The following is a 25595-nucleotide window of genomic DNA, read 5'->3' on the forward strand; positions in this document are numbered from 1 at the left end:
AAAGTAACATGTATAGAAAGCTTTTATCGCTAAGTGGCATATCTCTAGGCGGATTACTGTTAGCGACAAATCTGGCTGTTGCCAATGAACTGGAAGTTCTGCACTGGTGGACGTCTGGAGGAGAAGCTCGTTCAGCAGAGTTACTCAAAGAGGTCATGGAAAGCAAAGGTTACACATGGAAAGACTTTGCCGTGGCAGGTGGTGGCGGTGAAAGCGCCATGATGGTGCTTAAAGCGAGAGCCGTATCCGGTAATCCTCCTACTGCGGCTCAAATTAAAGGTTACGATATTCAAGAGTGGGCGCAACTAGGCTTTTTAACCAATGTCGAGGATGTCGCTATCGCTGAGCATTGGGATAATGTCCTGCCTAAATCTGTAGCCGATATCATGAAGTTTAAAGGGAAATATGTCGCGGTTCCTATCAACTTACATAGAGTGAACTGGTTATGGGCAAACCCTGATGTATTTGCAGAAGTCGGTGTATCCATCCCGACGACGTTGGAAGAGTTTTTTACCGTTGCTGAAAAAATCAAAGCGGCGGGATATATCCCATTAGCTCACGGAGGACAACCGTGGCAAGACACGACCTTGTTTGAAGCGATAGCATTGGCTGTTTTGGGGGCAGAAGATTATCGTAAAGCTTTTGTAGATTTAGACATGGATACTTTATCGGGAGAAAAAATGGTGGAGGTGTTCAGTCGTTTCCATCAACTACGTAATTATATAGATAAAGCCTCTTTTGGACGAACATGGAATGCTGCGACAGATATGGTTATAGAAGGTAAAGCAGCAATGCAGCTAATGGGAGACTGGGTGAAAGGTGAGTTTACTGCGGCAGGAAAAGTACCGGGTGAAGATTACCTTTGTGTCCCAGCACCTGGAACAGTAGATATGTTCAGTTATAACATCGATAGTTTTGTCTTTTTTAAGCACTACAACAAACTGGCAAAAGAGGGTAAAGCACAACTCGCTCAAACGATCATGTCTAAATCTTTCCAAGAAGCATTTAACTTCAATAAAGGCTCATTACCGGCTAGAGCTGATATCTCATTAGATCGATTTGATCAGTGTTCAGTGGCTTCGATGGAAGCTTTTCGCCAGTCTGAAGGTTCACAGAATTTGTTACCAAGTTTGTCTGCTAATATGTCCACTACCAGCTTTGTTCGAGATGCCATTTTTAGCGTTGTTTCAGACTTTTTCAACGATGCCGATGCCGACCCTAAAAAGGCGCCGGATAGATTGGCTCGGGCAATAAAAGCCGCCATGTAACTGTTATCTATTTGGTTGATACCTCAGTCGCCTCAAATAAAAAACCTCAATAGTCATACTATTGAGGTTTTTTTCATTGCGCTATTAGCCGATGGATTTACTGCTTGTCCATCGCTTTCTTAATACAAAATGCTGCTCCACCCCAAGTAACACCAAGGCCGATAATCATCATTATAATTGCACCAGTAGTCATTATTGTGCCTCCGCTAGTGGTTTTTGTGGTTGGCTGTTCATGTTGATAATGACACCAACAGCGATTAAAGCGACGATAAGTCCCCAACCTAGAGTCATTAGTTCAAACTGAGCATAACCACCATAGCCTTCATTAATAAGGTGGATAAACTTAGTGGCGACAATAATGGCTAACATGATTGGCGATACAAAACGTAGACACATTTCAAACCAAACACCGACTGTGAAATCGGATACTTTGTTCACGTATTGACGAATGTCAGACAGTTTAACGAGCCAAGCCATCAGTACAATTTCAATTAGGCAGCTTGTTAAGATACCAACGTTGTTTACAAAGTGGTCAACAAGATCAAGTAGTAGTAATCCGCCGTTAGTTGCAAATGCTAGTGAGATAACAAAACCTGTACCACATACAATGGTCGCGGCTTTCTTACGGCTCATTTCTAACTTATCGATAATGGCTGAGGTTACCGCTTCGATAATAGAGATATGCGAGCTTAAACCTGCAACAACCAAAGCTAGGAAGAATAGAGGCCCAAGGATATAAGGCGCTGGCAGAAGATTGATCGCCGCTGGAAGCGTAACAAACGCTAGACCGACACCTGCACTAACAACTTCAGTTAGTGGTTTACCTTGTTCTGCAGCCATGTAGCCTAATACAGAGAAGATCATGATACCTGCAAGAATAGAGAAGCCACAGTTGATAAGCACCGTCATAAAGGCGTTATTTGTGATATCCGACTTTTCAGGAAGATAGCTAGAATAAGCCAGCATGATGGCGAAGCCTAAACTCAATGTGAAGAATATCTGTCCATATGCTGCTGCCCAAACTTTAACATCCATAATTTTGCTAAAGTCAGGTTCAAATAGATAGTTAACACCATTTAGTGCACCAGGAAGGAAGATCATTCTACCAATAAGGAAAAGCACCATTAGGAAAAGAATCGGCATCATGATTTTAGATGCACGTTCAATACCTGCTTTTACACCACCGGCGATAGCCGAATAAGTAATACCCCAAGCAATAAGCATTGCGCCAGCAATACCCCATTGGATGCTACCAAGGTTCGTTGGTGAGTTGTCGCCAAGTGCTAAATACTCACTAAAGAAGAAGGCGTTGGTGTCGGTTCCCCAAGCTTGGGTAAATGACATGCCAAAGTAGGAAATTGCCCAGCCGATAACCGCAACATAGTAGACGGCGATGACGGCTGCAATACCAATTTGGAACCAACCTAACCACTCAAACTTTGCGTTGATGCGGCTAAGCGTAATTGGTGCTGAGCCTCGGTTCTTCTGTCCCATACTGAATTCTAAGATCATAAATGGGATACCAGCGGTGATCATGGCAAAAAGATAAGGGATAAAAAAGGCGCCACCACCATTCTCATAAGCCATGTATGGAAAACGCCATATGTTTCCTAGGCCGATTGCGGACCCTACTGCGGCAAGTATAAATCCTGCACGGGACCCCCATTGTTCACGCTTCATAATTACTCCTTACAACTTGACTCTGAGATATGAAGCTTTACTGGTATCAAGCAGATATTGTATTAATGGATTGTTAACATTTATGATGAAATTAAATTCTCTGAAAATGACAAGTTAGCAGTTTGAACTAGCTCTCATTTTTAAATGTTATGGTTTTTTATTCTGCTGATAACGGTAAAACTCAGAGTATGTATCTAAATTTTGCGATGTGTGTTTGCGAAAACTGAAACATTCAGCTGCGCATTATGGGCAGATTACAATTTTAATCTGATGAGTGCAATAGAAAGGCGATGTTTAAAAAATGATAACAAGTGGTGCTTTAAATGTTAAAACTACTTAGTGAGTAGTGTTATGAGTGGTAAAAATATTAATACATGGTTATTAATTCCTGCTTGAGAGTTAGTGGTGGTTTATATGTCTGTTGTTGCTAATAGAGAGTTCGACTGAAAAATGTTCAAATTTCCCCATTTTGTTATGACTACGGAACACAACAAAGCTCAGAGATGGCATAGACGATAAGTTTTGTGTGATTTTTACTGCATATTGATTTGTTTGCTCTTGGGGTTTCTCTGTTATATGAATTATGTTTATTAAGAGAGATATTTTTATTAACGGTACGACTTCTTCAACAGCTTGATTATGCAAATGAAGGGGCGTCTATTTTTAAGTAAGGAAACGTAATGGAATACGATTTAAAACTGGCACTGTCTATTGTTGTTGCAGCATTTTCTTTAATTATCGTGTCGGGTGTTATTGCCGTAGTCAGTTGATTGATGCCAAATCGCGGTGATAGCTGCATGCCGGTGTCTTGATCAGAAGCTAATGTACTCTCGTGATAGAAGTAGCTGAAGTTACTTTAAGAGAGAGATTCATAACCTAAACATCATTAATGTAAATTAGGCATTGCAGACGTCAAATCGTCAGAATTAAGGAGGGGGGATGTCCAATCGGGGCGTTGTTAGTGGAACCCACTCCACTTTGCAACACGCTAAATATGCGAAATACATCAATGGCTCCTCTGCTCTCATTGCTCAAGGTGGAGGGCAGCGGGGTATTTTTACCTCTGGGGTTTTAGATGCGTTTATTTTGTCTAATTTTGATCCCTTTGATGTATTTTATGGTACCTCTGCTGGCGCATTGAATATTTGTGCTTATCTTTGTCGCCAAACGGGACTTGGCAAATCATTCTTAGTGGATCTTACCACTGACCCTCAATTCTTTAATTTGTTTAGTTATATTCGGCGTAAACAGAGCATGGATATCGACTGGGCAATACGTAAAATTAGCCAGTTCCCTTATAAACTTGATTTGGATTTAGGCCGAATGATATTGGCGGATCGAGGAGCGTATGCCTCTGTTACGGAAGTCTCTCATATTCGTGATGAATACCTGCCGATTCTAGGGGAAGAGTGGTTTGATGTGATGCGAGCGACATGCGCCATACCCGCGCTGTATGATGGTGAGGTCTCTATTGCAGAGAAAAGTTATGTTGATGGTGGTGTTACTGCTGCGATTCCTGTTCAAGAAGCGTGGAGGCAAGGCCATCGTAACATAATGGTAATTCGGACGGATGTGGCTGAAGAACCAGAGCAGAATGGTGATGCTTTTTTCATTAGCAAAGACGCTGTTGGTAATAATGATCTATTTGCTAAAAACATCACGACAGAAAAGAGAACCGATGAAGTTGATCCTCTGTTGTTTGTGCAGCAGCACTGGGAACAGACTCTGAATAAGTGGAAAGGGGAGTGGAGTGAGTTCTGGCAGGAACAAATAGATAAGTCCAAACAGAAGAAAATGTCGTTCAAGCACCTTGACTTGTTAAATGGTGGTCGTTGGTTGTTTGGTGGTGACGATGTTTATCGTTTAAGTCATCTGCTGGGGGACAAATTTGATTCAGGCTTGGCCGATTATTTGATGGTTCATTACCAAACGTATGCTTTAACCCAACAGTTTTTGCTTAATCCACCGGATGATTGTTTTATTGTACAGATTTGCCCAGCGCAACCTTTGAAATCATCAGCGTTATTAAGCAAGAAAGAGGAGCTATTACATGACTATCAGCTTGGCTTAGATGCGGGTTATCATTTTATTGAACAGTTTTCTTTGACTAAAAAATTAAGTTAATCGTGCTGAAGCTGAGTACATGGTGATGAAAACCCTAACATAAATTAGTTGTTAGGGTTTACAGTGATAAACGGAGAATTATTCTACTGACATTATACGCATGCAGTTAGTTGAGCCGATGATATCCATAACATCACCTTGAGTAATGATGACTTTATCCCCTGTGTCCACTAAACCTTTCTCTTTTAATGTGATAATGGCTTCTTGTGCAAATGTAATCCCTGCATCGGCCTGACATTCAAAAAATACAGGTGTGACTCCTCGATAGAGTGAGGCTCTATTTAAGGTGCTTTCGTTTCTAGATAAGGCGAAGATAGGAAGCCCGGAACTTAAGCGAGACATCATCAATGGCGTTCTGCCTGATTCAGTTAGGGTAATCATCGCTTTCACGCCATGAAGGTGATTGGCCGCGTACATGGTCGCCATGGCAATGGTCTCTTCTGTAGAGTCAAACTGACTATCTATACGGTAGCTGGATGCATTCAACGATGGCATTTTCTCTGCTCCCATACAGACGCTTGCCATCGACTCGACCGTTTCTATTGGATAAGCACCGACGGCGGTTTCTCCCGATAGCATAACGGCATCTGTACCATCCAGCACGGCGTTAGCGACGTCCATCACTTCAGCTCGGGTAGGCATAGGATTCGTGATCATGGACTCCATCATTTGCGTTGCAGTGATCACTACGCGGTTTAAACTTCGGGTACGGCTAATTAATTGTTTTTGCACTGCAATTAATTCCGGATCGCCAATCTCTACCCCTAAATCGCCACGAGCGACCATAATGGCGTCGGATGCTAAAATAATGTCATCAATGTTCTCTACATTGGCCACCGTTTCCGCTCGCTCTACTTTGGCGACGAGTTTTGCTTCTAAGCCTGCATCTCGGGCGAGTCTGCGGGCGTACTTCATATCTTCACCATTACGCGGAAATGAAACGGCTAAGTAGTCCACCTTGATTTTTGCCGCAGTTAAAATATCGTTTTTGTCTTTATCGGTAAGTGCGTCCGCTGAGAGGCCGCCTCCTTGTTTGTTGATTCCTTTATTGTTAGAGAGCGCGCCGCCTATCACGACTTCTGTATGTACCTTGTTGCCTTTTACTGAGATGACTTTAAGTTGAACTCTACCATCGTCTAATAGCAGTACATCACCGTTAACAACGTCTTGCGGTAGCTCTTTGTAGTCTAAGCCAACAACATCTTGATCCCCTTGGCCGGCTGGAAGGTCGCTGTCTAGGGTAAATTTGTCCCCTTTGTTGAGTATGACTTTTTCATTTGTAAAGGTAGACACCCGAATTTTAGGCCCTTGTAAATCACCTAAAATGGCAACGTGCATGCCTAGTCGAGCGGCAATTGAGCGTACCTGTTGGGCTCTGTCAATGTGATCCTGAGCGCTGCCATGAGAGAAGTTCATTCTTACTACGTTGACACCTGCCTGAATAATGCGCTCCAAATTATTGTCGCGATCCGTTGCGGGTCCTAGAGTCGTAACAATTTTTGTTCTTCTTAACCGTTTGCTCATATTTTTCTTCCTGTGGCGTCATTATGTACTACTTAGTATATGGCGATTATGTGCTATTTAGCCAGATTAGGATTTGTTGAGTCGCCTAACCGATGAAACTTGATTCTTAGCGTGCGCCTCAATCCAGTAATTGCAGAACACTGGGTAAAACGGTGTTGTAAAAAGATTTTTCATGATTAAAAAAAACCTGTTTTAGATCAATAATTACTTTGGTTTAATCGCCGCTATTTCCGCTTTTATTGGCTAAATTAGTTTTGTGCGTGATACCCGTCACGGCAATCTATCAAGTGACTTCACAATTAGTTCGCAAAGTAAAAAAATTAGCCAACGACGTCATTTTGGAGTGTAAAATGTACATGGCTCAACCTGGCCATATTGACCATATCAAGCAGGTCAATGCTGGTCGTGTGTATAAATTGATAGATTTAAACGGGCCAATATCTCGCATTGATCTTTCTAAAGTCAGTGGGTTAGCTCCTGCAAGTATCACGAAAATCACTCGTGAACTGATTGATGCACACCTCATTCATGAAACAACGGTACAAGAAGCGACAAGTCGTGGGCGACCTGCTGTGGGTTTACAAACTGACAATGAAGGCTGGCAGTTTTTATCGGCTCGTTTAGGTCGAGGTTATCTCGTTATTGCTTTGCACGAGCATGGTGGCTCAGTGCTTATCGATACTAAAATTGATATTCATGAAATAGAGCAAGAGGACGTACTTGCTCGTTTACTTCATGAGATTGATGAGTTCTTTGAAACGTATTCTGATCAACTCGATCGGGTAACCAGCATTGCGGTGACGTTGCCTGGCTTGGTGAATCCAGAGAAAGGCATTGTCTTACAGATGCCTCACTATAATGTCAAAAATTTGCCTCTGGGCCCTGAAATTCATGAGTCTACGGGGCTGCCGGTATTTATTGCCAACGACACAAGGGCCTGGGCATTAGCTGAAAAACTATTTGGCCATTCAAAAGAGAATGAAAGTTCGATTCTGATTTCAATCCACCATGGTGTTGGAGCGGGAATAGTGCTAGACGGCAGAGTATTGCAAGGCCGCCATGGTAATATCGGTGAGTTGGGACATATTCAAATAGATCCAAATGGTGAGCTTTGCCATTGTGGTAACCGAGGTTGTCTTGAAACATTGGCGAGCTCACAAGCAATTAGAGATCAAGTTGCCAAGCGATTGAGCGCAGGAGAGGACTCCTCCATTGACCCTGATCGTATCACCATTGAAAATATCTGTTCCGCTGCGGCTGAAGGGGACCCTTTAGCGGTGGAAGTTATTGAGAACCTTGGTCTTTATTTGGGTAAAGCGATAGCCATAGTGGTGAATCTATTTAACCCAGAGAAGATATTGATAGGAGGGGTTATTAATAGAGCAAAGTCAGTGCTTTACCCTGCTATTGAACAGTGTGTTAAACAGCAATGTATTGCCGCTTATCACCAAGAGTTACAGATCGTTGAAAGCCGTTTTTATAAGCAAGCAACCATGCCAGGTGCAGCATTAATCAAACAAGCCATGTATGACGGGCAATTGTTGATGAAAGTAGTGGAAGGTTGATTTATTCGTAATTTGGTACACTATCTTAAAAATATGAACGATACTGATATATATGTTTTATGCATGTAGTTATTAATTATTTGCTTATTGTATTGTTTTGTTTTTAAATCTAACCCACAGATAAAGACTCAGTGAGAAGCCGTATGTCCGGAGTATTAAGTACTGTCGATCAAAGAACGAACTTAGTTGGTGAAAACCGCTTAGAGCTTTTGATGTTTAAATTAAACAATCGGCAACTGTTTGCGATTAATGTATTTAAGGTCAAAGAAGTACTTAAGATGCCTATTCTGACTAAGATGCCCGGAGCACATGGTCATGTGGTTGGCGTGGCTTCTCTTCGTGGTGAATCGGTTCCAGTGATAGATCTGCGAGCGGCAATCGGCTTTCGTCCAATGCACCCTGATGAAGAACAAAACCTGATTATCACTGAGTATAACCGCAGTGTTCAGGGCTTTCTTGTTGGTCAAGTAAGAAATATTGTCAATACAGCTTGGACCGAAATTGCTCCTCCACCTAAAACAGCAGGTAAGGCAAACTACCTAACCGCCATTACTCAGATTGAAGATGAAGGCGATAAGAAAATTGTTGAAATTATCGATGTAGAGAAAGTTCTTGCACAGATTATTGATTACGATATTTCAATCTCTGAAGGTGTGTTAGACGAAGAGCTGTCTCAGCAGATGATTGGACGAAATGTGTTGATTGTCGATGACTCTTCTACTGCCCGTGGGCAGGTGAGAGGCACTTTAGAACAGTTAGGTATCAATATTATTGAGTGTAGTGACGGGTTAGAAGCGCTGAACTTGTTAAAAGGTTGGTGTGATGAAGGTAAAACCGTTACGGATGAGATCATGATGATGATTACTGATGCTGAAATGCCTGAAATGGACGGTTATCGTCTAACTCATGAAGTTCGTAATGATTCTAGAATGGGTGATCTGTTCATCACTTTAAATACCTCATTAAGTGGCAGCTTTAATGAAGCCATGGTGAAAAAAGTGGGTTGCGATCGGTTTATTTCTAAGTTCCAACCGGATTTGCTGGTGGATGTTGCCCAGCAAAGAATGAAACAGATATTGGGTCTATAGGACGAGGCAACCGCCGATTTTTCGAACACACATTTTCTCAATCTGAAGACGGCCTGATCAAGGTTCAATAAGGGCTGTGTAGCTTTTTATAAAACGATTCTTTAATGAAAATCTCGGGATGAAGTGATCAAGCCATTTAGGGATTCTGTCAGGTCCGTTAGCTTACCCGCAATGACATGAGTAACTTGTCCATCGTGTTCGAGAATACCGTCCACTTTAAGTATTTTAGCGGTTAAATAGCTCTGCTTTTGTGCTCTTGCTGTTTTAGCCCAAACCACCACATTAACATTGCCTGTGTCATCTTCTAAGGTAAAAAAGGTGACACCTGCTGCTGTTCCCGGAGATTGTCTTCCTGTTACGACCCCAACAACCGTGACCATAGAGCGGTGTGCTCTGTTTAATAGCTCCGTTTGCCGAGTGAACCGACCTAATTTCTGCGCTTTATCCAATATAGTGATGGGATGTTGATCTAACGATAGTCCTGTTGCTGCGTAATCTTCGAGTAGTGCTTCTGTTGGACTTTCTGTAAACAAAAATGGCTCAGAAGAAGCCTGCTGCGACTGAAAAAGAGGCAGGTCATGTATAGAGTCCATAACTTGCCAACGAGTGTGATAACGGTCTCCACTGAGGCTTTTTAGCGCATCGGCTGAGGCTAAGGCGGCAATGTCTTTTTTGTTCAGTCCAATATGTTTTATCTGCTGACTGCTGGTGAAGCCACGGCTTGGTCGGTTGTGAAGTAGCTGCTCGGCCCCTTTTTGAGATAGCCCTTTAATCAGTGTTAAACCTAACTGAATAGCATAGCCTTGTGCTGAAGGTACGATTGAGTGTATGTATTGAGAGTGGTTAACCGATACGGGCAAGACAGTAACGTGATGTCGTTTGGCGTCCTGAATAAGCTGAGAGGCGCTATAAAAGCCCATTGGCAAGCTATTCAATAACGAAGTATAAAATAGCTCTGGGTGGTAATGTTTTAACCATGCAGAACAGTATGCTAAGACAGCAAACGATGCTGAATGACTTTCCGGAAAACCATACTCACCAAAACCGCATATTTGGTCGAAAATACGTTCGGCAAATTCGGCTTGGTAGCCTCTATCCAGCATGCCGTTAATGAGCTTGGATTTAAATTTAAATAGATCACCATTTTTTTTCCATGAGGCCATTGCTCGTCGCAACTGATCTGCTTCGCCACCAGAAAAACCTGCCGCAACCATCGCGAGCTTAATTACTTGTTCTTGAAAAATAGGCACCCCCATGGTTCGAGAAAGCACCTCTTTGACCTCTTCAGATGGATAAGTGACCGCTTCTAATCCATCTCTACGCTTTAGAAAAGGGTGCACCATATCCCCCTGAATTGGGCCTGGACGCACAATGGCTATCTGGATAACTAAATCGTAATAGCAGCGAGGTTTTAAGCGCGGCAACATACTCATTTGTGCCCGTGATTCTATTTGAAATACGCCCACGGTGTCGGCCTTTTGCAGCATTTTGTAAACCGCTTGGTCATCTTGTTTTCGGGTAATATCTGCAATCGTAAGCTCTTCACCTTTATGTTGTTTAATAAGATCAAAGCACTTTCTAATGGCGGTGAGCATACCCAGTGCCAGAATATCCACTTTTAGTAGTTTAAGGCTTTCTAGGTCATCTTTATCCCATTGAATGACGGTTCTATTGGGCATGGCGGCGTTCTCAATGGGAACCAATTCATATAATGGGCCGGCAGAAATGACAAAACCGCCTACGTGCTGAGAAAGATGACGCGGGAAGCCGATAATGTCATTAACCAATTGGATAAGTTGCTGTCCTTTTAAGGAGTCAGGCTTTATACCCAACTCCGTTAATTGCGCTTGCCAACCGAGGGAGCGATCGCGTCTGTTTATATTTTTAATGAAAAAATCCAGTTGGGTTTCAGATATGCCTAAAGCTTTGCCTACATCTCGCAAAGCACTTTTAAAACGATAGCTAATGACGGTAGCGGCTAGCGCAGCACGCTCTCTTCCGTACTTTTTGTAGATATATTGGATAACTTCTTCACGCCGTTCATGTTCAAAATCCACATCGATATCGGGTGGTTCTTGACGTTCTTTACTAATGAAACGTTCAAAAAGTACCGATATCTGCCTAGGATCAACGGAGGTGATCTCTAAGCAGTAACAGATAATAGAATTGGCCGCGGACCCTCTTCCCTGATAAAGGATACTCTGACTTTTGGCAAACATGACGATGTCGTGAATGGTCAGAAAGTAAAAGGGATAGTCGAGTTCTTCAACAAGGTTGAGCTCTTTAGTGAGTAGCTGATCAATGTCATTAGGCACTCCGTTGGGAAAACGGGCTTTTTTGCCTTTTTCTACCAGTTCGATTAAGTAACTCATCGGTGTATAACCGTCAGGAACCAACTCTGACGGGTAACAGTAGCGCAGTGTATCCAGAGAAAAAGTGCATTGCTGAGCGATATTGTTACTCTCATTTAACCATTTTTGGTCAAAGATTTTGGCTAACTTCTCTTTTGGTCTGAGACTTCTTTCACTATTTGTCAGTAGTTGGTGTTTGATTTCGCTGATGGGTTTGTTTTCGCGGATGGCCGTTAGCGTATGTTGTAATGGTTGGCGGGTAGCACTGTGCATCAACACCCCCCCACAAGCAGTTATTGCTAGATCAAATTGTGAAGCGAGTGACTGGCAGTAAGCTGAATACGCTCTGTCGTTTCCTTGTAAATGCTTCTGTACTCCAATCCATAGCCGTTTTTTATGATGTTTATTAAGCCAGTCTCCCCAATGAAGGTCGGCGTGTTTATGGCAAGGTAACCAAATGATCAAACAGTGTTTTAATGACATTAGGTCCCATTCAGATAAGTTGTATTCTCCTTTTTCTGCTCGTCTTCGGGCATTGGTAATAATACGGCACAGTTCGGTATAAGCTTGCTGATTTGGGCACAGGAGTACAATTTGGCACTCGGCACTGAGCCAGAACATGCTACCAATGATGAGTTTAATGGATAAATGGTGGTTTTTAATGGTGGCATGAGCTTTTACCACGCCAGCAAGAGAACATTCGTCGGTGATAGCTAAAGCAGAATAGCGTAAAAAATTGGCTTGAGTAATTAACTCTTCTGCATGAGAGGCGCCCGTTAAAAACGAGAAGTTGCTTTGGCAAAATAGTTCAGCATATTGAGGATTACTGTCACTCATGCGAATAGTCCGTGGATGAACCACTGTTTTTGTTGATCACGAAAAACCCATAGCCATCGCCCTTGATCACTTTTGGCCACAAAATAGTCTCGCATTATTGTTTCTGCATCCCACCAGCCTGTTGTGAGCCTTTCTGGCCCTTGTAATATAGTGACCTTTTCAGCAAGAGGAACAGGGGAAGGGAATAAGATACTGGGACGAGCAGAGGCTGTTTTTTCTGATTGGTCGACTCTCTGATCATCGTGTTGCGGAGCAAAAGGTACAGAGAGTCGAGTGGCTAACTCTGGTCGAGGATCTCTGGTTTTACTCACACCTGTGACCTGCTCTTTACCTAACTTGGCTTGAAGAATGCTAATTAGCTCTAGCGGTGAAGTTTGCCCTTGTTGACCGTCAAATAGATCATGGCCATCAGATTGTTTTTGATGGGTTTGTGTCGCATACAATGTAATTGCAGTAATAGGGGCATTTAAAGTGCAGGACTCAAGAGTTAGCTTGCTTAACTGCTGCCATTTAGTGGCAAGATAATCTCCTTGAGCGGAGGAAAAAGTCACACTCTGCGTTAGGTCACCTCTTTGATGCAGCTGTAAGGTGAGTTGGTAGGCGACTTTATCCCGTAGAAGTAAAAATGCCTCTAGTTGAGTTAATAGTGTAAATAGAGGCTTTATTAACCATTGAACATTATCGATTTCAAATAACAATTCAAGGTGACGTTTAAATGTCTCAGCGGGATGATAGTTGCTTACAGGGTGTTTAAGTTGTCCGGTTAAACGGCCCATATAATTAACCAGCTCAATATCAAATCGGCGCGCGATATCTGCTAGCTCTAAAGTGAGTAAATCTTGTAAATAGCGAACGCCAACTCTATTTAGTTGCTCGACAGTTTTATCTGTTAGCTCGGTAGCATGCAGTGGTTGTTGCTTTAATGTATTTTGTAACCAGATGGGATCATCAGAGATACGGTTAATTTGTTGTTGTGCGAGTAATTTTGCGGATAAAGGAGAGCTTCCTGTTGAGAAACTAAACTGAATATTTAAGCTTGTAAGGTGCTCAAAAACCACACTCCAGTAGGAAGCTAAGCCATCGTAAAGAGTCAGCATATTGCTCACTTTAAGCAATATTCCTGAAGGGGAAAACAGAGAGATATCGGAGGTCACCATATAAAGCCAGTGAGCAATTTCGGTTAATTTCTGCTCTTCAACTTGTTGATTATAAGGGTGTACTTGTAGATCGGCACACAGTGATGCCGCACTACCTAATCCCATGCCAAGCTTTATTCCTTTCTCTTCTGCTACGCTATTTATTTGTACAATGTACTGTTTATTTAAAATGCAAATTGGGGCCTGCTGAATATCAGAAAAGAGGCTGTCTAATTGTAGAGTAGGGAAGTGTAAGTACAACCAGAGCGTCATGCTGTGCCCCTATTTCCAATAGGAAATGGGATAACACTATTGGTGTGTGTGTAAGGAGCAAGGTGAGGCCACTTCTGATGGACATCAATAGTGAAACGGGTCTTTAACCAGCCTCCTTTTCGTCGGTGAACCGTGACAGTTAAACCATTGCTGTCTGGTTGCAAGGTTAAGCTAAGTGAAATGGGTAAGGTCAGTTGACAACGGGTATCCATTTTAAATAAGAAGTTTAGACACTGGCCAGTTTCGCTGGCAACTTGTAATCTTTTTGCTTGGTGGATTTCTAACGAAGGATGCCAAAGTGTGACACTACCGCAACTGCCACTTTTAAGACATTGCTCTGCGGCCCATAGCGCTTCCTTGGCTGTTTTAGGAAATAGCAATATTAACTTATTTAACTCTATTTCTTGTTGAACAAAGTATTCGCTACAGAGATAACCCGGAGGATTAATAAAAACAGAAAGGCGTTGTTGTCCTTTTTGCTTTATATAGGGTGTTAGCAATCGTAGCTCGCCAATACCTTGCGGAGAGTTAACTTCAATCACGCCATAGGTAGGGAAACCACCCTTAAGCTGTTTATCTAATTCACTATAGCCAGATGTGTGCGTAGTGGCATTTATCTTTTGCTGGCTTCCTCGCCAAATCAACTGCTTAGTTTGAAGTAAATCGATAACAGGATGCATGTACGCCTCGAAAATGTACTGTACGTATATACAGTATAATTGATCGAGATAAAGGATCAAGATCAAATCGTCGCAGAAGGTCAACAGATCCTAGTGTAGAAAAAATAGTACTAAGGTAGGCGGCAAGAATTGGCCATTAAGCATGATTAATTGAAAATAGAAGCAATGGGGAAGCGGCCAGTTGCGAGAGCAACTAGTGATGAAGTATCAATAGAGTCAGATTATTCTAGCTAGAGTACAGCAAGTAAGATAGCACCAACAGACAATGCGCCTTTAACATATTGTCCTGCGGAGTAACTAGTATCTTCTTCTTTTTCAATTTCTTCTGGTCGATCTAAGCCCAGAGCGCCATGAGCAAAGGAAGTGACTTTGTTTGGCTCACCCTCTGCATTTTTTGCCTCTTCGTCTATTTGTGATAATGCGGCAAGCAAGGCTTTACCCTCTTCAGAGAGAGTGACTTTATTTTGCTCAACATGCAGTGCTTTTGGTGCTTGCTGTGCTTCTGGATTTTGCGGCTGCTTATTTGCCGTATTAGCTTGAGCTGAACTCAAGGTTGAAGCGGTGTTCATTCCTACTGGTGTCATATCTTGCCTCAACGATTTATGCTTACAGATAGAATATCGGCCTAAGTGACAAAATGTTTAGAAAAAAATTGCCGCTTAGGGTTTAGAGGAAAGATTAAGCAAGAAATAGACCAATATTACACAGGAGTCACTTGGCTTTATGATGATTTTTTGTAAATCCGAATCATAAAGTCAGCTTCGCAAGAGAAATGGGGCATTTGAGCCAGTGAGGCTTTGAGCTGTTCTGACGCTTTCCAAGCAAAAGGTGTCATTTGCAATAGGTCTATAGCCTTTGAGCCAGAGAGAGAGAGTGGGTAGTTGAGCTTCTCTTCATGTTCTAGAGCAAAACCTGTCAGAACTTCAGCGTGCTCTGAATGTAACCTTACATCTTGATAGATCAGCTCTCTTAGTTGGAACAAGTGTCGTGCTGCGGGTGTGACGGTAACGATGTAACCGTCTGTATCAACGCAACGGTATAATTCATCGCTGTTACAAGGTGCATAAATGCGCAGCACCAAATCGAGAGATTGAGATGAAAATGGCAGCGTTTGGCTCGATGCAACAGCAAAGGCGCAATTTGGGTATCGTTTCGCCGCATAACGAATAGCGACTTTAGAAATATCAATACCTGATACCTTGGTACTATTTAGCGTCGATTGCAGGTGGTGAGTGTAATAGCCTTCACCACAACCTATATCCAGTACCCGAGCTGGACTCTCTTCAAGTAGCTGCTCCTCAAGTAATTGAAGGCATAACTGACTCACCTTCTCTCTTAATGGGTGATAAGCACCTGAGTCAAGAAATCGCCGTCTGGCTTGCATCATCTCAACATTGTCGCCAGGGTTTTTTGATCGTTTTTTATTGGCAGGAATCAGGTTGATATACCCTTCTTTAGCAATATCAAACTGATGGTTATTACTGCATTTAAAACAGTTTCCTGATTGATATAAAATGTTTGAACATAAAGGGCACTGATAAGACATAGTAAAACTCAATGGTAAATAGCGATAAAACGCGAATTGTAAAGCTTGTAAAATAGAGATGCGAGCACTATTGCTAGGTGTTTAAAGATATCAACACGAGAGTCACACCGTTATGACTCTCATGCTTAATCTCTTTACTGTACCGATATTTCAGTACTTAACTGGTAGCTCTGTTCCGGCTGCAGCTCTAAGCCTGTTTCTAGGCTAGTCGCGTGATAGGTAGACTCCACGCAAAGCATGGTTTGGTAGCCGTCATCGGCCATATCTGCCATTCCTTGTGAACCTTGTTGCCAAGGGTTCCATATAACAGCGCTGTTATGCCCTTGGTTCTTTATTACAATGCTTCGAGCATGTTGTGGATCAGAAATTTGGATGGTTTCAGTTGGTTTTGTATAGACGCGATCAACGGTATCAGTCAGCTGTAACTGTTGTAATCCCTGACACATTTTCCCGTCTTGTAGGCTGTCGCGATACTCTAGCCCCATTCCTGTCGTGACAGAGTCGGCTATATTGGCGATGTTGAAATAACTATGTAATGCAGCAGAAAAACGCCATGGCTTATCATCAGTGTTACGAACATCAAGAGTGACTTTTAGTTTATCGGAAATATCGATATACAATCTGGCCTGAAATGAAAATGGCCATACGGCTAATGTATTTTCATCTTCTTCTAGCCCTAAACAGATCATAACGCCATGATCGTTTTCTCTATGTTCAACTAAATGCCATTGAGTTGTACGAGCAAAGCCATGTGCTGGTGCAGCAATTCGGCCAAACCAAGGCCAACAGATAGGGATGCCTCCACGAATGGCTTTATCTGAGTGAAACTCTGCCTTCTCACTCAACCAGATGACATCTTCTTGTCCTGCTGGTTTAAATGACAGAAGATGGCCTCCGTGAAGAGAGATATCAGCCGTTGCCTTGGGGTGAGAAACACGAACAACTTTAATATCGTCCATTTCTACAATGGTTACACAATCAGCCAACACGCTGACAGTCGATGGATGATTTTCCATGGTATCTGGTTCCTTGCTCTTTATGACTTTTCTTGCTTAATAATCTGCTTATACAAGTCGCATAATTTAAATACAAAAAAGGCGACACAATGGCCGCCTTTTCACTCTTTCAAAGAAAGTCTTTAACTAATGCTTACTTAGAGATGTGAGCAACTAGGTCAAGAACTTTGTTTGAATAACCGATTTCGTTATCGTACCAAGATACAACTTTAACGAATTTGTCAGTTAGTGCGATACCTGCTTTAGCATCGAATACAGAAGTTTGTACTTCACCGATGAAGTCTTGAGAAACAACAGCATCTTCAGTGTAGCCAAGAACGCCTGCTAGTTCACCTTCAGAAGCTTCTTTCATTGCTGCACAGATAGTTTCGTAAGATGCGCCTTTCTCTAGGTTAACTGTTAGGTCAACTACAGAAACGTTAGCAGTTGGTACACGCATAGCCATACCAGTTAGTTTGCCGTTTAGCTCAGGAAGAACAACGCCTACTGCTTTAGCTGCACCAGTTGATGATGGGATGATGTTCTGAGAAGCACCACGACCACCACGCCAGTCTTTAGCTGAAGGACCATCTACAGTTTTTTGAGTTGCTGTAGTTGCGTGAACTGTTGTCATAAGACCAGATTCGATACCGAACTTGTCGTTAAGAACTTTAGCGATTGGCGCTAGGCAGTTAGTAGTACAAGAAGCGTTAGAAACGATGTCTTGGCCAGCGTAAGTCGCGTGGTTTACGCCCATAACGAACATTGGAGTTGCGTCTTTAGAAGGACCTGTAAGAACAACTTTCTTAGCACCAGCAGTGATGTGCTGACGTGCAGTTTCGTCAGTTAGGAAAATACCTGTTGCTTCAGCAACAACGTCAACACCAATTTCGTCCCACTTAAGGTCAGTTGGGTTACGCTCAGCAGTTACACGTACAGTTTTACCGTTAACGATTAGGTTACCGCCTTCAACTTCAACAGTACCGTTGAAACGGCCGTGAGTTGAATCGTACTTAAGCATGTATGCCATGTATTCTACGTCGATAAGGTCATTAATACCTACAACTTCGATGTCATTGCGCTCTACTGCAGCACGGAATACGAAACGACCGATACGGCCAAAACCGTTAATACCTACTTTGATAGTCATTATTGTTGCTCCACAACTTTAATTTCTGATGAAAGATAAACTGGTAGTAAAATTACAGAATCCAGTAATTGTCTGCAACAGATAATCGGTCTTTACTTGTTTAATGTCAAAAAAATCGTATGCTTTTTTCAACATTTACCTATGAGCGATTAAAAATTGTGCTTTTACCGCGAAAAACTGTTGTCTACTGACCAAAAAAGAATTTTTTACTCACATAAATAAATGGATCATTACGTTGAGTGACAAAGTATGTGCTACAAACTGACAATTTAGCAAGTTTTTGTGACAAAATCGGGTCATAGTATAAAAGGTCGACAATAAAGGAAGTAGAAATAAGATGGCTATTGATGATAAAAAAAGCGAAGATTATTGGCGTAACCAATTGACTAGTGAGGAGTTTTTGGTTTGTCGCCAACAAGGTACAGAAGCGCCGTTTTCTGGAAAGCTGCTACACAATAAAGAGTCTGGCGAATATCTATGTACATGTTGTAAGGCAGCGCTATTTCACTCACGTAATAAGTATGACTCAGGGTGCGGCTGGCCTAGCTTCGATGCAGCGATAAATGATAAAGCAATACGTTACTTGAAGGACTCAAGTCATGGTATGGAGAGGGTAGAGATACGTTGCGCTCAATGTGATAGTCACTTGGGTCATATATTTCCAGATGGCCCAGCAACGACAGGAGAACGTTTTTGCGTTAATTCTGTGTCGTTAAATTTCTCCAATGAATAGCTGAATGTTGTTAACTAACCGTCATTTTGTATTTTTTTTTCAAAATAGGTTAAAAATTACACCAGCAAAATAAATAATACATAATTTTGCTGGTGTCTGAAGTTGTTTACTTGTTAAAACTTGGGTAATAGCGAATGACGGTAATTGCCTTCCTCGATGGCATCGACAATGGTATCGGCAATTTTTTTCAGCTTCTCTTTTTTCTCATCACTAAATTGATACAACACCATTAAGTTGCGTTCAGAGGCCACGGGTAATTCAAACTCTTTTCCGACCAAAACCCAAATATAGGCATGCTCTTTTCGTTTCAACGCGTGGTTTGTACTGGCCAACGATTCAATAATATGAGTATTAAAATTATCGGGGTCACTTAATGTTAATGCGTTATTTAGCAGGCGAATACTCTTTTCCCTATCTCGGGTGACATAATAGGTTGCTAGAGCATATTGCAGCTCTGCGGTTTGTACCTGTCTGGAGTTTTCTAACTTAAGGAACTGTCTTAATGCGTGGCTGTCACCTTGAGTCCACAAGAAATAGAGGGCTTGTGGTGAGTCGGACTGTTTAAGCTCTTCAAGAATGCGCTTTTTTTCATCGTAAGTATGCATAAGGGCAGTAAATCGTTGCTCTTTTTTATTGCCGACTTTGCTAGGTTCAATTTGAGCAGCAAGATCCAAACATTTTTGATATGCATGAACGTATTGAAACTCTTTAATTTTGTTTTCATCAGTAGGAGAAGCAAGAACTTCTTTTCGGTGCCAAACGAGGTCGGTTCTAGGCACCCGACATTGCCCATCATTCATATTCAAAGGTTCGCAACGAAGGGCTGGTGTTTTTGCGCATAACTCTTTGGTATTGACTCTACCTTCTAGACAACCAGATAAAAGTATTGAGCTACTGACGACTATGATAAGGGGGGTAATATTCATATTTTATTCTTGTGCCTGTGATCAAATACGCTATTTCAGCGTGTTAGTATTGACTAAGTTTTATTGCCCGTTAACGTCACAAAAGATTTATTTCCAAGGAACAGGACCTCTTTAAGTGAATACTGAACAACTGGTTAATGCCATTACTCCAGAAGCGTACGAAAGATTACTATATGCTGTTGAAACAGGCAAATGGCCTGATGGAACTCTGTTATCTCAAGAACAAAGAGATAATTGCATGCAAGCGATGATGCTTTATCAATCCAAGCATAATACGAATCCTGAGCATATGACGGTTGCTGCAGGAGGTGAAATCAGCTTTAAATCTAAGTCTGAACTAAAAAAAACCTTCTCTAAAACAGAAGCCGATATTGTTCGTAGCAAGCTGCACGATTCGTAAGATGATAGCCGTTGGCCACATTATTATGTGGCCAGTATCACTTTTCATGCAGACGCCTGACATCATTACAAGATGGTTCTTACAGGCTCATTTCGTTTCTTAGTACTTTTTGCATTTCAACTTTTACTTCTTCATAGCTTAAATTTTGACTTAATAAAAAGTGCAATTTAGCTAGCGCAGCTTCAGGTGTCATGTCGAAGCCGCTAATAACTCCCGCTTCAGCTAACGCACACCCTGTAGCGTACCCTCCCATGTTCACTTTTCCAGCTAAACATTGAGTGAGATTTACCACGATGACCCCTCTCTCTGATGCCTCTTTTAAATGCCCTAATAGCTCTGGATTCTGAGGCGCATTGCCAACACCAAAGGTCAGTAGAATCATGGCATTGACAGGTTGCATCAATGTATTGCGTATTACCTCATGAGAGATGCCTGGATACATGGTGATCACACCAATAGGCTGTGGAGTAATATCATGCAGTTTAAAGTCACCTAGAGGCTTTTTATCGACTTCGGCGTGGCTATTTACCTGAATGTTAATTCTTGCCTCCAATAGCGGCGGTTCATTTGGAGAGGTGAACGCATTAAAGCCATCAGCATGAGATTTTGTACTGCGGTTTCCGCGTAGAAGCTGATTATTAAAAAAGAGAGTGACTTCATTGATTGGGTAATTGGCCGCAATGTGGAGTGCATTTAATAGATTTGCTTGGCCGTCCGAACGCATTTCCGCTAATGGGATTTGAGAGCCAGTTACAATAACGGGTTTGGCTAAATTCTCTAACATAAAGGAGAGAGCTGATGCCGTATAGGCCATGGTGTCAGTGCCATGCAAAATCACAAAGCCATCATATTTATGGTAGTTCGCTTTGATATCGTCAGCAATTTGCTGCCAATCTGCTGGAGACATATCTGATGAATCTATCAATGGTTCATATTCATGGATAGTGTATTCAGGCATTTCTGGACGATGAAACTCTGGCATCCAGGCAAGCTCTTTTTCCATATAATTTGCTACAGGAACGTAGCCATTTTTGGATTTTTGCATGCCAATGGTGCCACCAGTATAGGCAATATAGATGTGTTTTTTAATCATGATGATAGAAAATCTTCAGATGGAAAGAGAGCGGGATTATAACGTAACTGATGATATAAAAAATAGCGACCTAAGCCGCTATTTTAGGGATGAGTTAGCAAAATTTGTATAAAGCCTAATTACTCCACACTGCAGGTTAAGCAGACGGAATAAAACCCTTTCGGATCATTGAGTGTGGATAACAGTTCGCTGTCTGCAATCACTTGCTTAGATAACGGCACTAACGCCTCTGGTAAATGCTGAGTGATATCTATACCTGTAGTAATACGAATATTATCAGTTAACTCCTGAAGGAACTGCTCTGTGGTTGAAAGAGGCTCTTCCACCCAGTAGAGATTGTACTCTTCCATATTGGCTAATTCTGCTGCAGTGCTAATGGCATCATCAAAATCGCCCATCTGATCAACTAGGCCCGCACTCATCGCATCAAAGCCAGTCCAAACTCTGCCTTGTGCAACGGCATCGACCTTTTCAATGGCAAGGTTTCGGCTGTCACTTACTAATGATATGAATCGTTGATAACCGTTTTCAATACCAAGTTGAATAGCTTGGCCTGCTTGTTCTGATATTCCTCTTGTAATGCCAACCCCTGAAAACGGAGTCGTGCCTACGCCGTCACTATAAACACCAAGTTCGTTGAGGCTTTTTTCAAAGGTTGTTATGACACTAAATATACCTATAGAGCCCGTTAGGGTGGTGGGCTGAGCAATAATGCGATCAGCGTTCATGGAAATCCAGTATCCCCCAGAAGCTGCGACGCTAGACATTGAAACCACGATAGGTTTTCCGGCGGCTTTAATTGCGGCGACTTCGTTGCGAATGACTTCGGAGGCAAACACACTTCCACCGGGGCTATCAACTCGAAGAACAACGGCTTTAATGTCATCGTCATTGCGCGCTTGTCGAAGAAGTGCGGCTACAGTGTCACCACCAACAGACCCTCTTGGTTGTTTGCCGTCAATTATGGTTCCGCTAGCAACAACTACTGCAATATCATCGGCATCAGAATCGTAATTACTGTTTTGGGTCAATTGATAGTCGTAGTAGCTAATGGCTTTATAGCTATCTTTTCCTTCCTTACCAAATGCATCGGCAAGTTCAGCACGTATTTGTTGGCGAGTAGCGAGTGCATCGACTAAGCCATTATCTACTGCGAATTTGGCTAAATCACCATTGGTTGCTTGCAGTTTCTCAAGAAACTCTGCCATTGATGGGTTAATGGCATTGTGATTTATCTGCCTGTTTGAGGCGACATCTGACACATATGCTCCCCACAGTTGAGATAGCCACGCGGATGCAGATTGCTTGGCTTCTTCTGACATATTGTCGCGAATAAATGGCTCAATCGCTGATTTATACGTACCAACCCTGAAAACGTGTGTATTTATGTCTAGCTTTTCGAGCAAAGTTTTATAATAAAGCGGGTAGCTGCCGTACCCTCTAAGCATCACTGCACCAATGGGTGAGAGATATATTTTGTCGGCATAACTGGCCAAATAGTATTGGCTTTGACTATAAAACTCGCCAATAGCGTAGACTGGTTTCCCGGATGCCTTAAATTGGTTAATGGCTTTAGCGATATAACGCAATTTAGTTAAGTTCGTTTCGGGCATTTCTCTCAGGCTTAATACTAAGCCTGAGATGTTGTCATCTTTTGCTGCATGGCGTATGGTCTCGACAATATCAAAGAGAACCGATTCTTTTGGCATATCTTGACCAAATAGCGAGCCCGTTAATGAATCCATTGGATTAATATATCTTCTCTGCTCCACGATCGGGCCAGACAGATTCAGTACCAATGCGCTGGCCTCTTGGATTGCAGGAGCAGAAGGTAGTTTTTGGGATTGTTGGTAACCAAAATAGATCATCGCGAGGACAAAAAAGAAAAACAGATTAAAAATGGCCAAGCGGATAAAGTTAATAACCTTCCAAATACCTTTAAAAATCATGCCTATAAATTTAAAAACTTTTCTCATGTGTTCTCCACAGATATAAAACTTGTCGCGATAAAACGTTTGAAACTTATCCTACTTGATAAATAAAAAAAATACACTCAAGATTGATCAATGTTGCATAAATGTAAACGCTTGTTTGATTTTTGATCTCATTGTGAATATTCTGGTCTGACCATAACTACAAAAAGAATGTGAATGTCGCTATGTATCCAAATTTATTGCAACCATTAGACCTAGGGTTTACTCAGTTAAAAAACAGAGTATTGATGGGGTCAATGCATACCGGGCTAGAAGAGCACAAAGAGGGGCTGCAAAAGCTTGCTGCTTTCTATGAAGAGCGAGCGAAAGGTGGTGTTGGGCTTATTGTGACTGGGGGTTTTTCACCTAATTTGCGCGGACGTCTTCATCCGCTAAGTGCTGAATTTAGTAAACCAAAGCATGCTAAAGCACATAAAGTTGTTACAGAAGCGGTTCATAAACACGACGCAAAAATAGCATTGCAGATTTTGCATGCTGGGCGTTACGCCATGCACCCTTTCTCGCAAAGTGCCTCTGGAATGAAAGCACCTATTTCCAAATTTGCTCCTAGCGAGATGAGTGAACGCCAAATTAAAAAGACCATAGATGCGTTTGCTAATAGTGCCGCCTTAGCTCAGTTGGCGGGGTATGATGGCGTAGAGGTGATGGGCTCGGAAGGGTACCTAATAAATCAGTTCATCTGTAAACGAACCAATATGCGTTACGATCAATGGGGGGGTAATTACAAGAAGCGCATGCGTTTCCCTATTGAGATTGTTAAAGCCATTAGAAAAATAGTTGGCGAAGAATTTATTATTATATTCCGACTTTCGATGCTGGACTTAGTGGAAGACGGAAGTACGTTTGATGACGTCATTATGCTGGCAAAAGCATTAGAAGATGCAGGTGTGACGATCATTAATAGTGGTATCGGTTGGCATGAAGCGAGAATTCCCACCATCGCGACTCAAGTTCCTCGTGCCGCGTTTACCTGGGTAACCGAAAAACTTAAGCCTCATGTCAACGTGCCCGTTGTCACTTGTAATAGAATTAATACTCCTGAAGAGGCCGAGAGAGTGCTGGCTTCAGGTCATTCAGATATGGTTTCCATGGCAAGACCATTTCTGGCGGATGCTGAGTTTGTAAATAAAGCCGCACAGCAGACGCCACAGCTGATAAATACCTGTATTGGCTGTAATCAGGCTTGTTTAGACAATATATTTCAAGGTAAAAGAGCGAGCTGTTTGGTTAACCCAAGAGCTTGTTATGAGACCGAAATCAAGGTTAAAACTGTCGAAGACAAAAAGAGAGTGGCGGTAATAGGGGCGGGGCCTGCAGGTCTTTCTGCGGCGACGGTTGCAGCTGAAAGAGGCCATTACGTCGATCTCTATGAAAAAAGCGATCGAATTGGTGGTCAGTTTAGATTGGCTATGCAAATTCCGGGTAAAGAAGAGTTTAGAGAAACCATTCGTTATTTCGCGAATTTAATCGAAACTACAGGGGTTAATCTCAAATTAAATTGCGAAGCAAAGTTTGATGATCTCAAAGGCTACGATGAGATTATTATGGCTTCAGGTGTTGAACCAAGGCTGCCAGAAATCAAAGGTATCACTAACAAGCAGAAAGTGATCGATTATCAGACGTTAATACGTGAGAAGACCCCGGTCGGTGAGAAGGTGGCGATTGTTGGTGCTGGAGGCATAGGTATAGATATCGCCACTATGCTAACAGAGCCAGAGAATCACAGTTTATTTGACTGGCTACATGAATGGGGAGTGGATACCGAGCTGACACACCCTGGAGGTTTATATCCGCACCTTGATGCCGTCACCGATAAAACAGTCTGGGTATTACAAAGACGTAAGAGTCGAGTCGGTAAAGGCCCCGGAAAAACCACTGGCTGGATTCATAAACGCACATTAGAAAAAAGAGGCGTCCACCTTATGGGCGGTGTTAGCTATGAATCCATCGATGATCAAGGCCTGCACATTAAAAATAATGGTGCAGAGCAGCTGCTTGATGCCGATACCATCGTTATCTGTGCTGGGCAGGAATCGGTCAAACCATTTGCAGATAGATGGAAAGAGCTGGGCGATAAACTGCATATTATCGGTGGAGCGGATAAAGCGGGTGAACTGGATGCGGTTAGAGCGATTCGTCAAGGCATGGAAATCGCCATTGCATTGTAATGAAATTGTGAATAGAACGTGGTAAAGTGATAGTAATTCTCATTTAGCCAGTAAAAGGATGAAC

Annotated in this window: 21 protein-coding genes; 8 read left to right on the forward strand and 13 right to left on the reverse strand. The window is 42.3% G+C overall.

Annotation, left to right across the window (positions count from 1 at the left end; all coding sequences use genetic code 11):
* The first annotated feature begins 8 nt into the window (after window positions 1–8).
* Entirely contained in the window at window positions 9–1268 is a 1260-nt protein-coding gene (locus CHJ_RS04810) for an ABC transporter substrate-binding protein (RefSeq protein ID WP_171752891.1), read from the forward strand.
* Window positions 1269–1365: 97 nt separating this feature from the next.
* Here CHJ_RS04810 and CHJ_RS04815 read toward each other — a convergent pair whose 3' ends face one another.
* The gene (locus CHJ_RS04815) at window positions 1366–1461 is read right to left on the reverse strand and encodes a MetS family NSS transporter small subunit (protein ID WP_171752890.1); all 96 of its coding nucleotides are present in this window, start codon (window positions 1459–1461) and stop codon (window positions 1366–1368) included.
* Window positions 1461–2948 (reverse strand): sodium-dependent transporter, encoded by a 1488-nt coding sequence (locus CHJ_RS04820; RefSeq protein ID WP_171752889.1) that lies wholly within the window; start codon window positions 2946–2948, stop codon window positions 1461–1463. The genes CHJ_RS04815 and CHJ_RS04820 overlap by 1 nt, the downstream gene beginning before the upstream one ends.
* Window positions 2949–3628: 680 nt before the next feature.
* Between CHJ_RS04820 and CHJ_RS04825 the strand changes: the two genes are divergently transcribed.
* Together CHJ_RS04825 and CHJ_RS04830 are read left to right on the forward strand one after the other, a co-directional pair.
* Window positions 3629–3718 (forward strand): YnhF family membrane protein, encoded by a 90-nt coding sequence (locus tag CHJ_RS04825; protein ID WP_171752888.1) that lies wholly within the window; start codon window positions 3629–3631, stop codon window positions 3716–3718.
* Window positions 3719–3887: 169 nt separating this feature from the next.
* On the forward strand, window positions 3888–5072 hold the full coding sequence (locus CHJ_RS04830; protein ID WP_317917015.1) for a patatin family protein: 1185 nt from the start codon (window positions 3888–3890) through the stop codon (window positions 5070–5072).
* Between the two features lie 78 nt (window positions 5073–5150).
* Here CHJ_RS04830 and pyk read toward each other — a convergent pair whose 3' ends face one another.
* Window positions 5151–6596, reverse strand: a complete 1446-nt coding sequence (pyk, locus tag CHJ_RS04835; protein WP_317917016.1) for a pyruvate kinase — start codon at window positions 6594–6596, stop codon at window positions 5151–5153.
* A gap of 350 nt (window positions 6597–6946) precedes the next feature.
* On the opposite strand from pyk, the gene CHJ_RS04840 reads away from it, so the two are divergent.
* Together CHJ_RS04840 and CHJ_RS04845 are read left to right on the forward strand one after the other, a co-directional pair.
* Complete coding sequence (locus CHJ_RS04840; RefSeq protein ID WP_171752885.1) at window positions 6947–8161, forward strand: ROK family protein; 1215 nt, start codon at window positions 6947–6949, stop codon at window positions 8159–8161.
* A gap of 143 nt (window positions 8162–8304) precedes the next feature.
* The gene (locus tag CHJ_RS04845) at window positions 8305–9249 is read left to right on the forward strand and encodes a chemotaxis protein CheV (RefSeq protein WP_317917017.1); all 945 of its coding nucleotides are present in this window, start codon (window positions 8305–8307) and stop codon (window positions 9247–9249) included.
* A gap of 101 nt (window positions 9250–9350) precedes the next feature.
* Here the strand turns inward: CHJ_RS04845 and CHJ_RS04850 are convergent, their stop codons facing one another.
* The 7 genes from CHJ_RS04850 to gap form a co-directional block, all read right to left on the reverse strand.
* Window positions 9351–12437 carry an error-prone DNA polymerase gene (locus CHJ_RS04850; RefSeq protein WP_317917018.1) on the reverse strand — a complete coding sequence of 1029 codons (3087 nt, stop codon included), beginning with the start codon at window positions 12435–12437 and terminating at the stop codon, window positions 9351–9353.
* Window positions 12434–13846, reverse strand: a complete 1413-nt coding sequence (locus tag CHJ_RS04855; RefSeq protein ID WP_317917019.1) for a Y-family DNA polymerase — start codon at window positions 13844–13846, stop codon at window positions 12434–12436. Before CHJ_RS04855 ends, CHJ_RS04850 begins: the two co-directional genes overlap by 4 nt.
* Window positions 13843–14526 carry a translesion DNA synthesis-associated protein ImuA gene (gene imuA / locus CHJ_RS04860; protein ID WP_317917020.1) on the reverse strand — a complete coding sequence of 228 codons (684 nt, stop codon included), beginning with the start codon at window positions 14524–14526 and terminating at the stop codon, window positions 13843–13845. Before imuA ends, CHJ_RS04855 begins: the two co-directional genes overlap by 4 nt.
* Window positions 14527–14756: 230 nt before the next feature.
* Window positions 14757–15110: a hypothetical protein gene (locus CHJ_RS04865; protein WP_171752880.1), complete on the reverse strand. Its 354-nt coding sequence runs from the start codon at window positions 15108–15110 to the stop codon at window positions 14757–14759.
* A 137-nt stretch (window positions 15111–15247) separates the two neighbouring features.
* Entirely contained in the window at window positions 15248–16072 is an 825-nt protein-coding gene (rlmA, locus tag CHJ_RS04870) for a 23S rRNA (guanine(745)-N(1))-methyltransferase (protein ID WP_317917021.1), read from the reverse strand.
* Between the two features lie 134 nt (window positions 16073–16206).
* Window positions 16207–17088, reverse strand: coding sequence for a D-hexose-6-phosphate mutarotase (locus CHJ_RS04875; protein WP_171752878.1), 882 nt, complete (start codon window positions 17086–17088; stop codon window positions 16207–16209).
* A gap of 133 nt (window positions 17089–17221) precedes the next feature.
* Window positions 17222–18217, reverse strand: a complete 996-nt coding sequence (gene gap / locus CHJ_RS04880) for a type I glyceraldehyde-3-phosphate dehydrogenase (protein ID WP_171752877.1) — start codon at window positions 18215–18217, stop codon at window positions 17222–17224.
* Window positions 18218–18554: 337 nt separating this feature from the next.
* On the opposite strand from gap, the gene msrB reads away from it, so the two are divergent.
* Window positions 18555–18950 (forward strand): peptide-methionine (R)-S-oxide reductase MsrB, encoded by a 396-nt coding sequence (gene msrB, locus CHJ_RS04885; RefSeq protein ID WP_317917022.1) that lies wholly within the window; start codon window positions 18555–18557, stop codon window positions 18948–18950.
* A 113-nt stretch (window positions 18951–19063) separates the two neighbouring features.
* Here the strand turns inward: msrB and CHJ_RS04890 are convergent, their stop codons facing one another.
* Window positions 19064–19876, reverse strand: a complete 813-nt coding sequence (locus tag CHJ_RS04890) for a DUF2989 domain-containing protein (protein WP_171752875.1) — start codon at window positions 19874–19876, stop codon at window positions 19064–19066.
* Window positions 19877–19991: 115 nt separating this feature from the next.
* On the opposite strand from CHJ_RS04890, the gene CHJ_RS04895 reads away from it, so the two are divergent.
* Window positions 19992–20276 carry a YeaC family protein gene (locus tag CHJ_RS04895; protein WP_171752874.1) on the forward strand — a complete coding sequence of 95 codons (285 nt, stop codon included), beginning with the start codon at window positions 19992–19994 and terminating at the stop codon, window positions 20274–20276.
* A 79-nt stretch (window positions 20277–20355) separates the two neighbouring features.
* Here the strand turns inward: CHJ_RS04895 and ansA are convergent, their stop codons facing one another.
* Both ansA and sppA read right to left on the reverse strand, forming a co-directional pair.
* A complete protein-coding gene (gene ansA / locus CHJ_RS04900; protein WP_171752873.1) occupies window positions 20356–21369 on the reverse strand; it encodes an asparaginase in 1014 nt (337 codons plus the stop codon).
* A gap of 119 nt (window positions 21370–21488) precedes the next feature.
* Window positions 21489–23345, reverse strand: coding sequence for a signal peptide peptidase SppA (gene sppA / locus CHJ_RS04905; RefSeq protein WP_317917023.1), 1857 nt, complete (start codon window positions 23343–23345; stop codon window positions 21489–21491).
* A 182-nt stretch (window positions 23346–23527) separates the two neighbouring features.
* On the opposite strand from sppA, the gene CHJ_RS04910 reads away from it, so the two are divergent.
* Window positions 23528–25531: an NADPH-dependent 2,4-dienoyl-CoA reductase gene (locus CHJ_RS04910; RefSeq protein ID WP_317917024.1), complete on the forward strand. Its 2004-nt coding sequence runs from the start codon at window positions 23528–23530 to the stop codon at window positions 25529–25531.
* The last annotated feature ends 64 nt before the right edge of the window (window positions 25532–25595 follow it).

The organism is Vibrio sp. MACH09 (genome assembly GCF_033238805.1).
Lineage (GTDB): Bacteria > Pseudomonadota > Gammaproteobacteria > Enterobacterales > Vibrionaceae > Vibrio.

What these genes read in the sequence shown, in the direction of transcription:
- CHJ_RS04810 (WP_171752891.1), top strand. Translation starts at nt 9, where the DNA reads ATGTATAGAAAGCTTTTATCGCTAAGTGGCATATCTCTAGGCGGATTA.
- CHJ_RS04815 (WP_171752890.1), bottom strand. Translation starts at nt 1,461, where the DNA reads ATGACTACTGGTGCAATTATAATGATGATTATCGGCCTTGGTGTTACT.
- CHJ_RS04820 (WP_171752889.1), bottom strand. Translation starts at nt 2,948, where the DNA reads ATGAAGCGTGAACAATGGGGGTCCCGTGCAGGATTTATACTTGCCGCA.
- CHJ_RS04825 (WP_171752888.1), top strand. Translation starts at nt 3,629, where the DNA reads ATGGAATACGATTTAAAACTGGCACTGTCTATTGTTGTTGCAGCATTT.
- CHJ_RS04830 (WP_317917015.1), top strand. Translation starts at nt 3,888, where the DNA reads ATGTCCAATCGGGGCGTTGTTAGTGGAACCCACTCCACTTTGCAACAC.
- pyk (WP_317917016.1), bottom strand. Translation starts at nt 6,596, where the DNA reads ATGAGCAAACGGTTAAGAAGAACAAAAATTGTTACGACTCTAGGACCC.
- CHJ_RS04840 (WP_171752885.1), top strand. Translation starts at nt 6,947, where the DNA reads ATGTACATGGCTCAACCTGGCCATATTGACCATATCAAGCAGGTCAAT.
- CHJ_RS04845 (WP_317917017.1), top strand. Translation starts at nt 8,305, where the DNA reads ATGTCCGGAGTATTAAGTACTGTCGATCAAAGAACGAACTTAGTTGGT.
- CHJ_RS04850 (WP_317917018.1), bottom strand. Translation starts at nt 12,437, where the DNA reads ATGAGTGACAGTAATCCTCAATATGCTGAACTATTTTGCCAAAGCAAC.
- CHJ_RS04855 (WP_317917019.1), bottom strand. Translation starts at nt 13,846, where the DNA reads ATGACGCTCTGGTTGTACTTACACTTCCCTACTCTACAATTAGACAGC.
- imuA (WP_317917020.1), bottom strand. Translation starts at nt 14,526, where the DNA reads ATGCATCCTGTTATCGATTTACTTCAAACTAAGCAGTTGATTTGGCGA.
- CHJ_RS04865 (WP_171752880.1), bottom strand. Translation starts at nt 15,110, where the DNA reads ATGACACCAGTAGGAATGAACACCGCTTCAACCTTGAGTTCAGCTCAA.
- rlmA (WP_317917021.1), bottom strand. Translation starts at nt 16,072, where the DNA reads ATGTCTTATCAGTGCCCTTTATGTTCAAACATTTTATATCAATCAGGA.
- CHJ_RS04875 (WP_171752878.1), bottom strand. Translation starts at nt 17,088, where the DNA reads ATGGAAAATCATCCATCGACTGTCAGCGTGTTGGCTGATTGTGTAACC.
- gap (WP_171752877.1), bottom strand. Translation starts at nt 18,217, where the DNA reads ATGACTATCAAAGTAGGTATTAACGGTTTTGGCCGTATCGGTCGTTTC.
- msrB (WP_317917022.1), top strand. Translation starts at nt 18,555, where the DNA reads ATGGCTATTGATGATAAAAAAAGCGAAGATTATTGGCGTAACCAATTG.
- CHJ_RS04890 (WP_171752875.1), bottom strand. Translation starts at nt 19,876, where the DNA reads ATGAATATTACCCCCCTTATCATAGTCGTCAGTAGCTCAATACTTTTA.
- ansA (WP_171752873.1), bottom strand. Translation starts at nt 21,369, where the DNA reads ATGATTAAAAAACACATCTATATTGCCTATACTGGTGGCACCATTGGC.
- sppA (WP_317917023.1), bottom strand. Translation starts at nt 23,345, where the DNA reads ATGAGAAAAGTTTTTAAATTTATAGGCATGATTTTTAAAGGTATTTGG.
- CHJ_RS04910 (WP_317917024.1), top strand. Translation starts at nt 23,528, where the DNA reads ATGTATCCAAATTTATTGCAACCATTAGACCTAGGGTTTACTCAGTTA.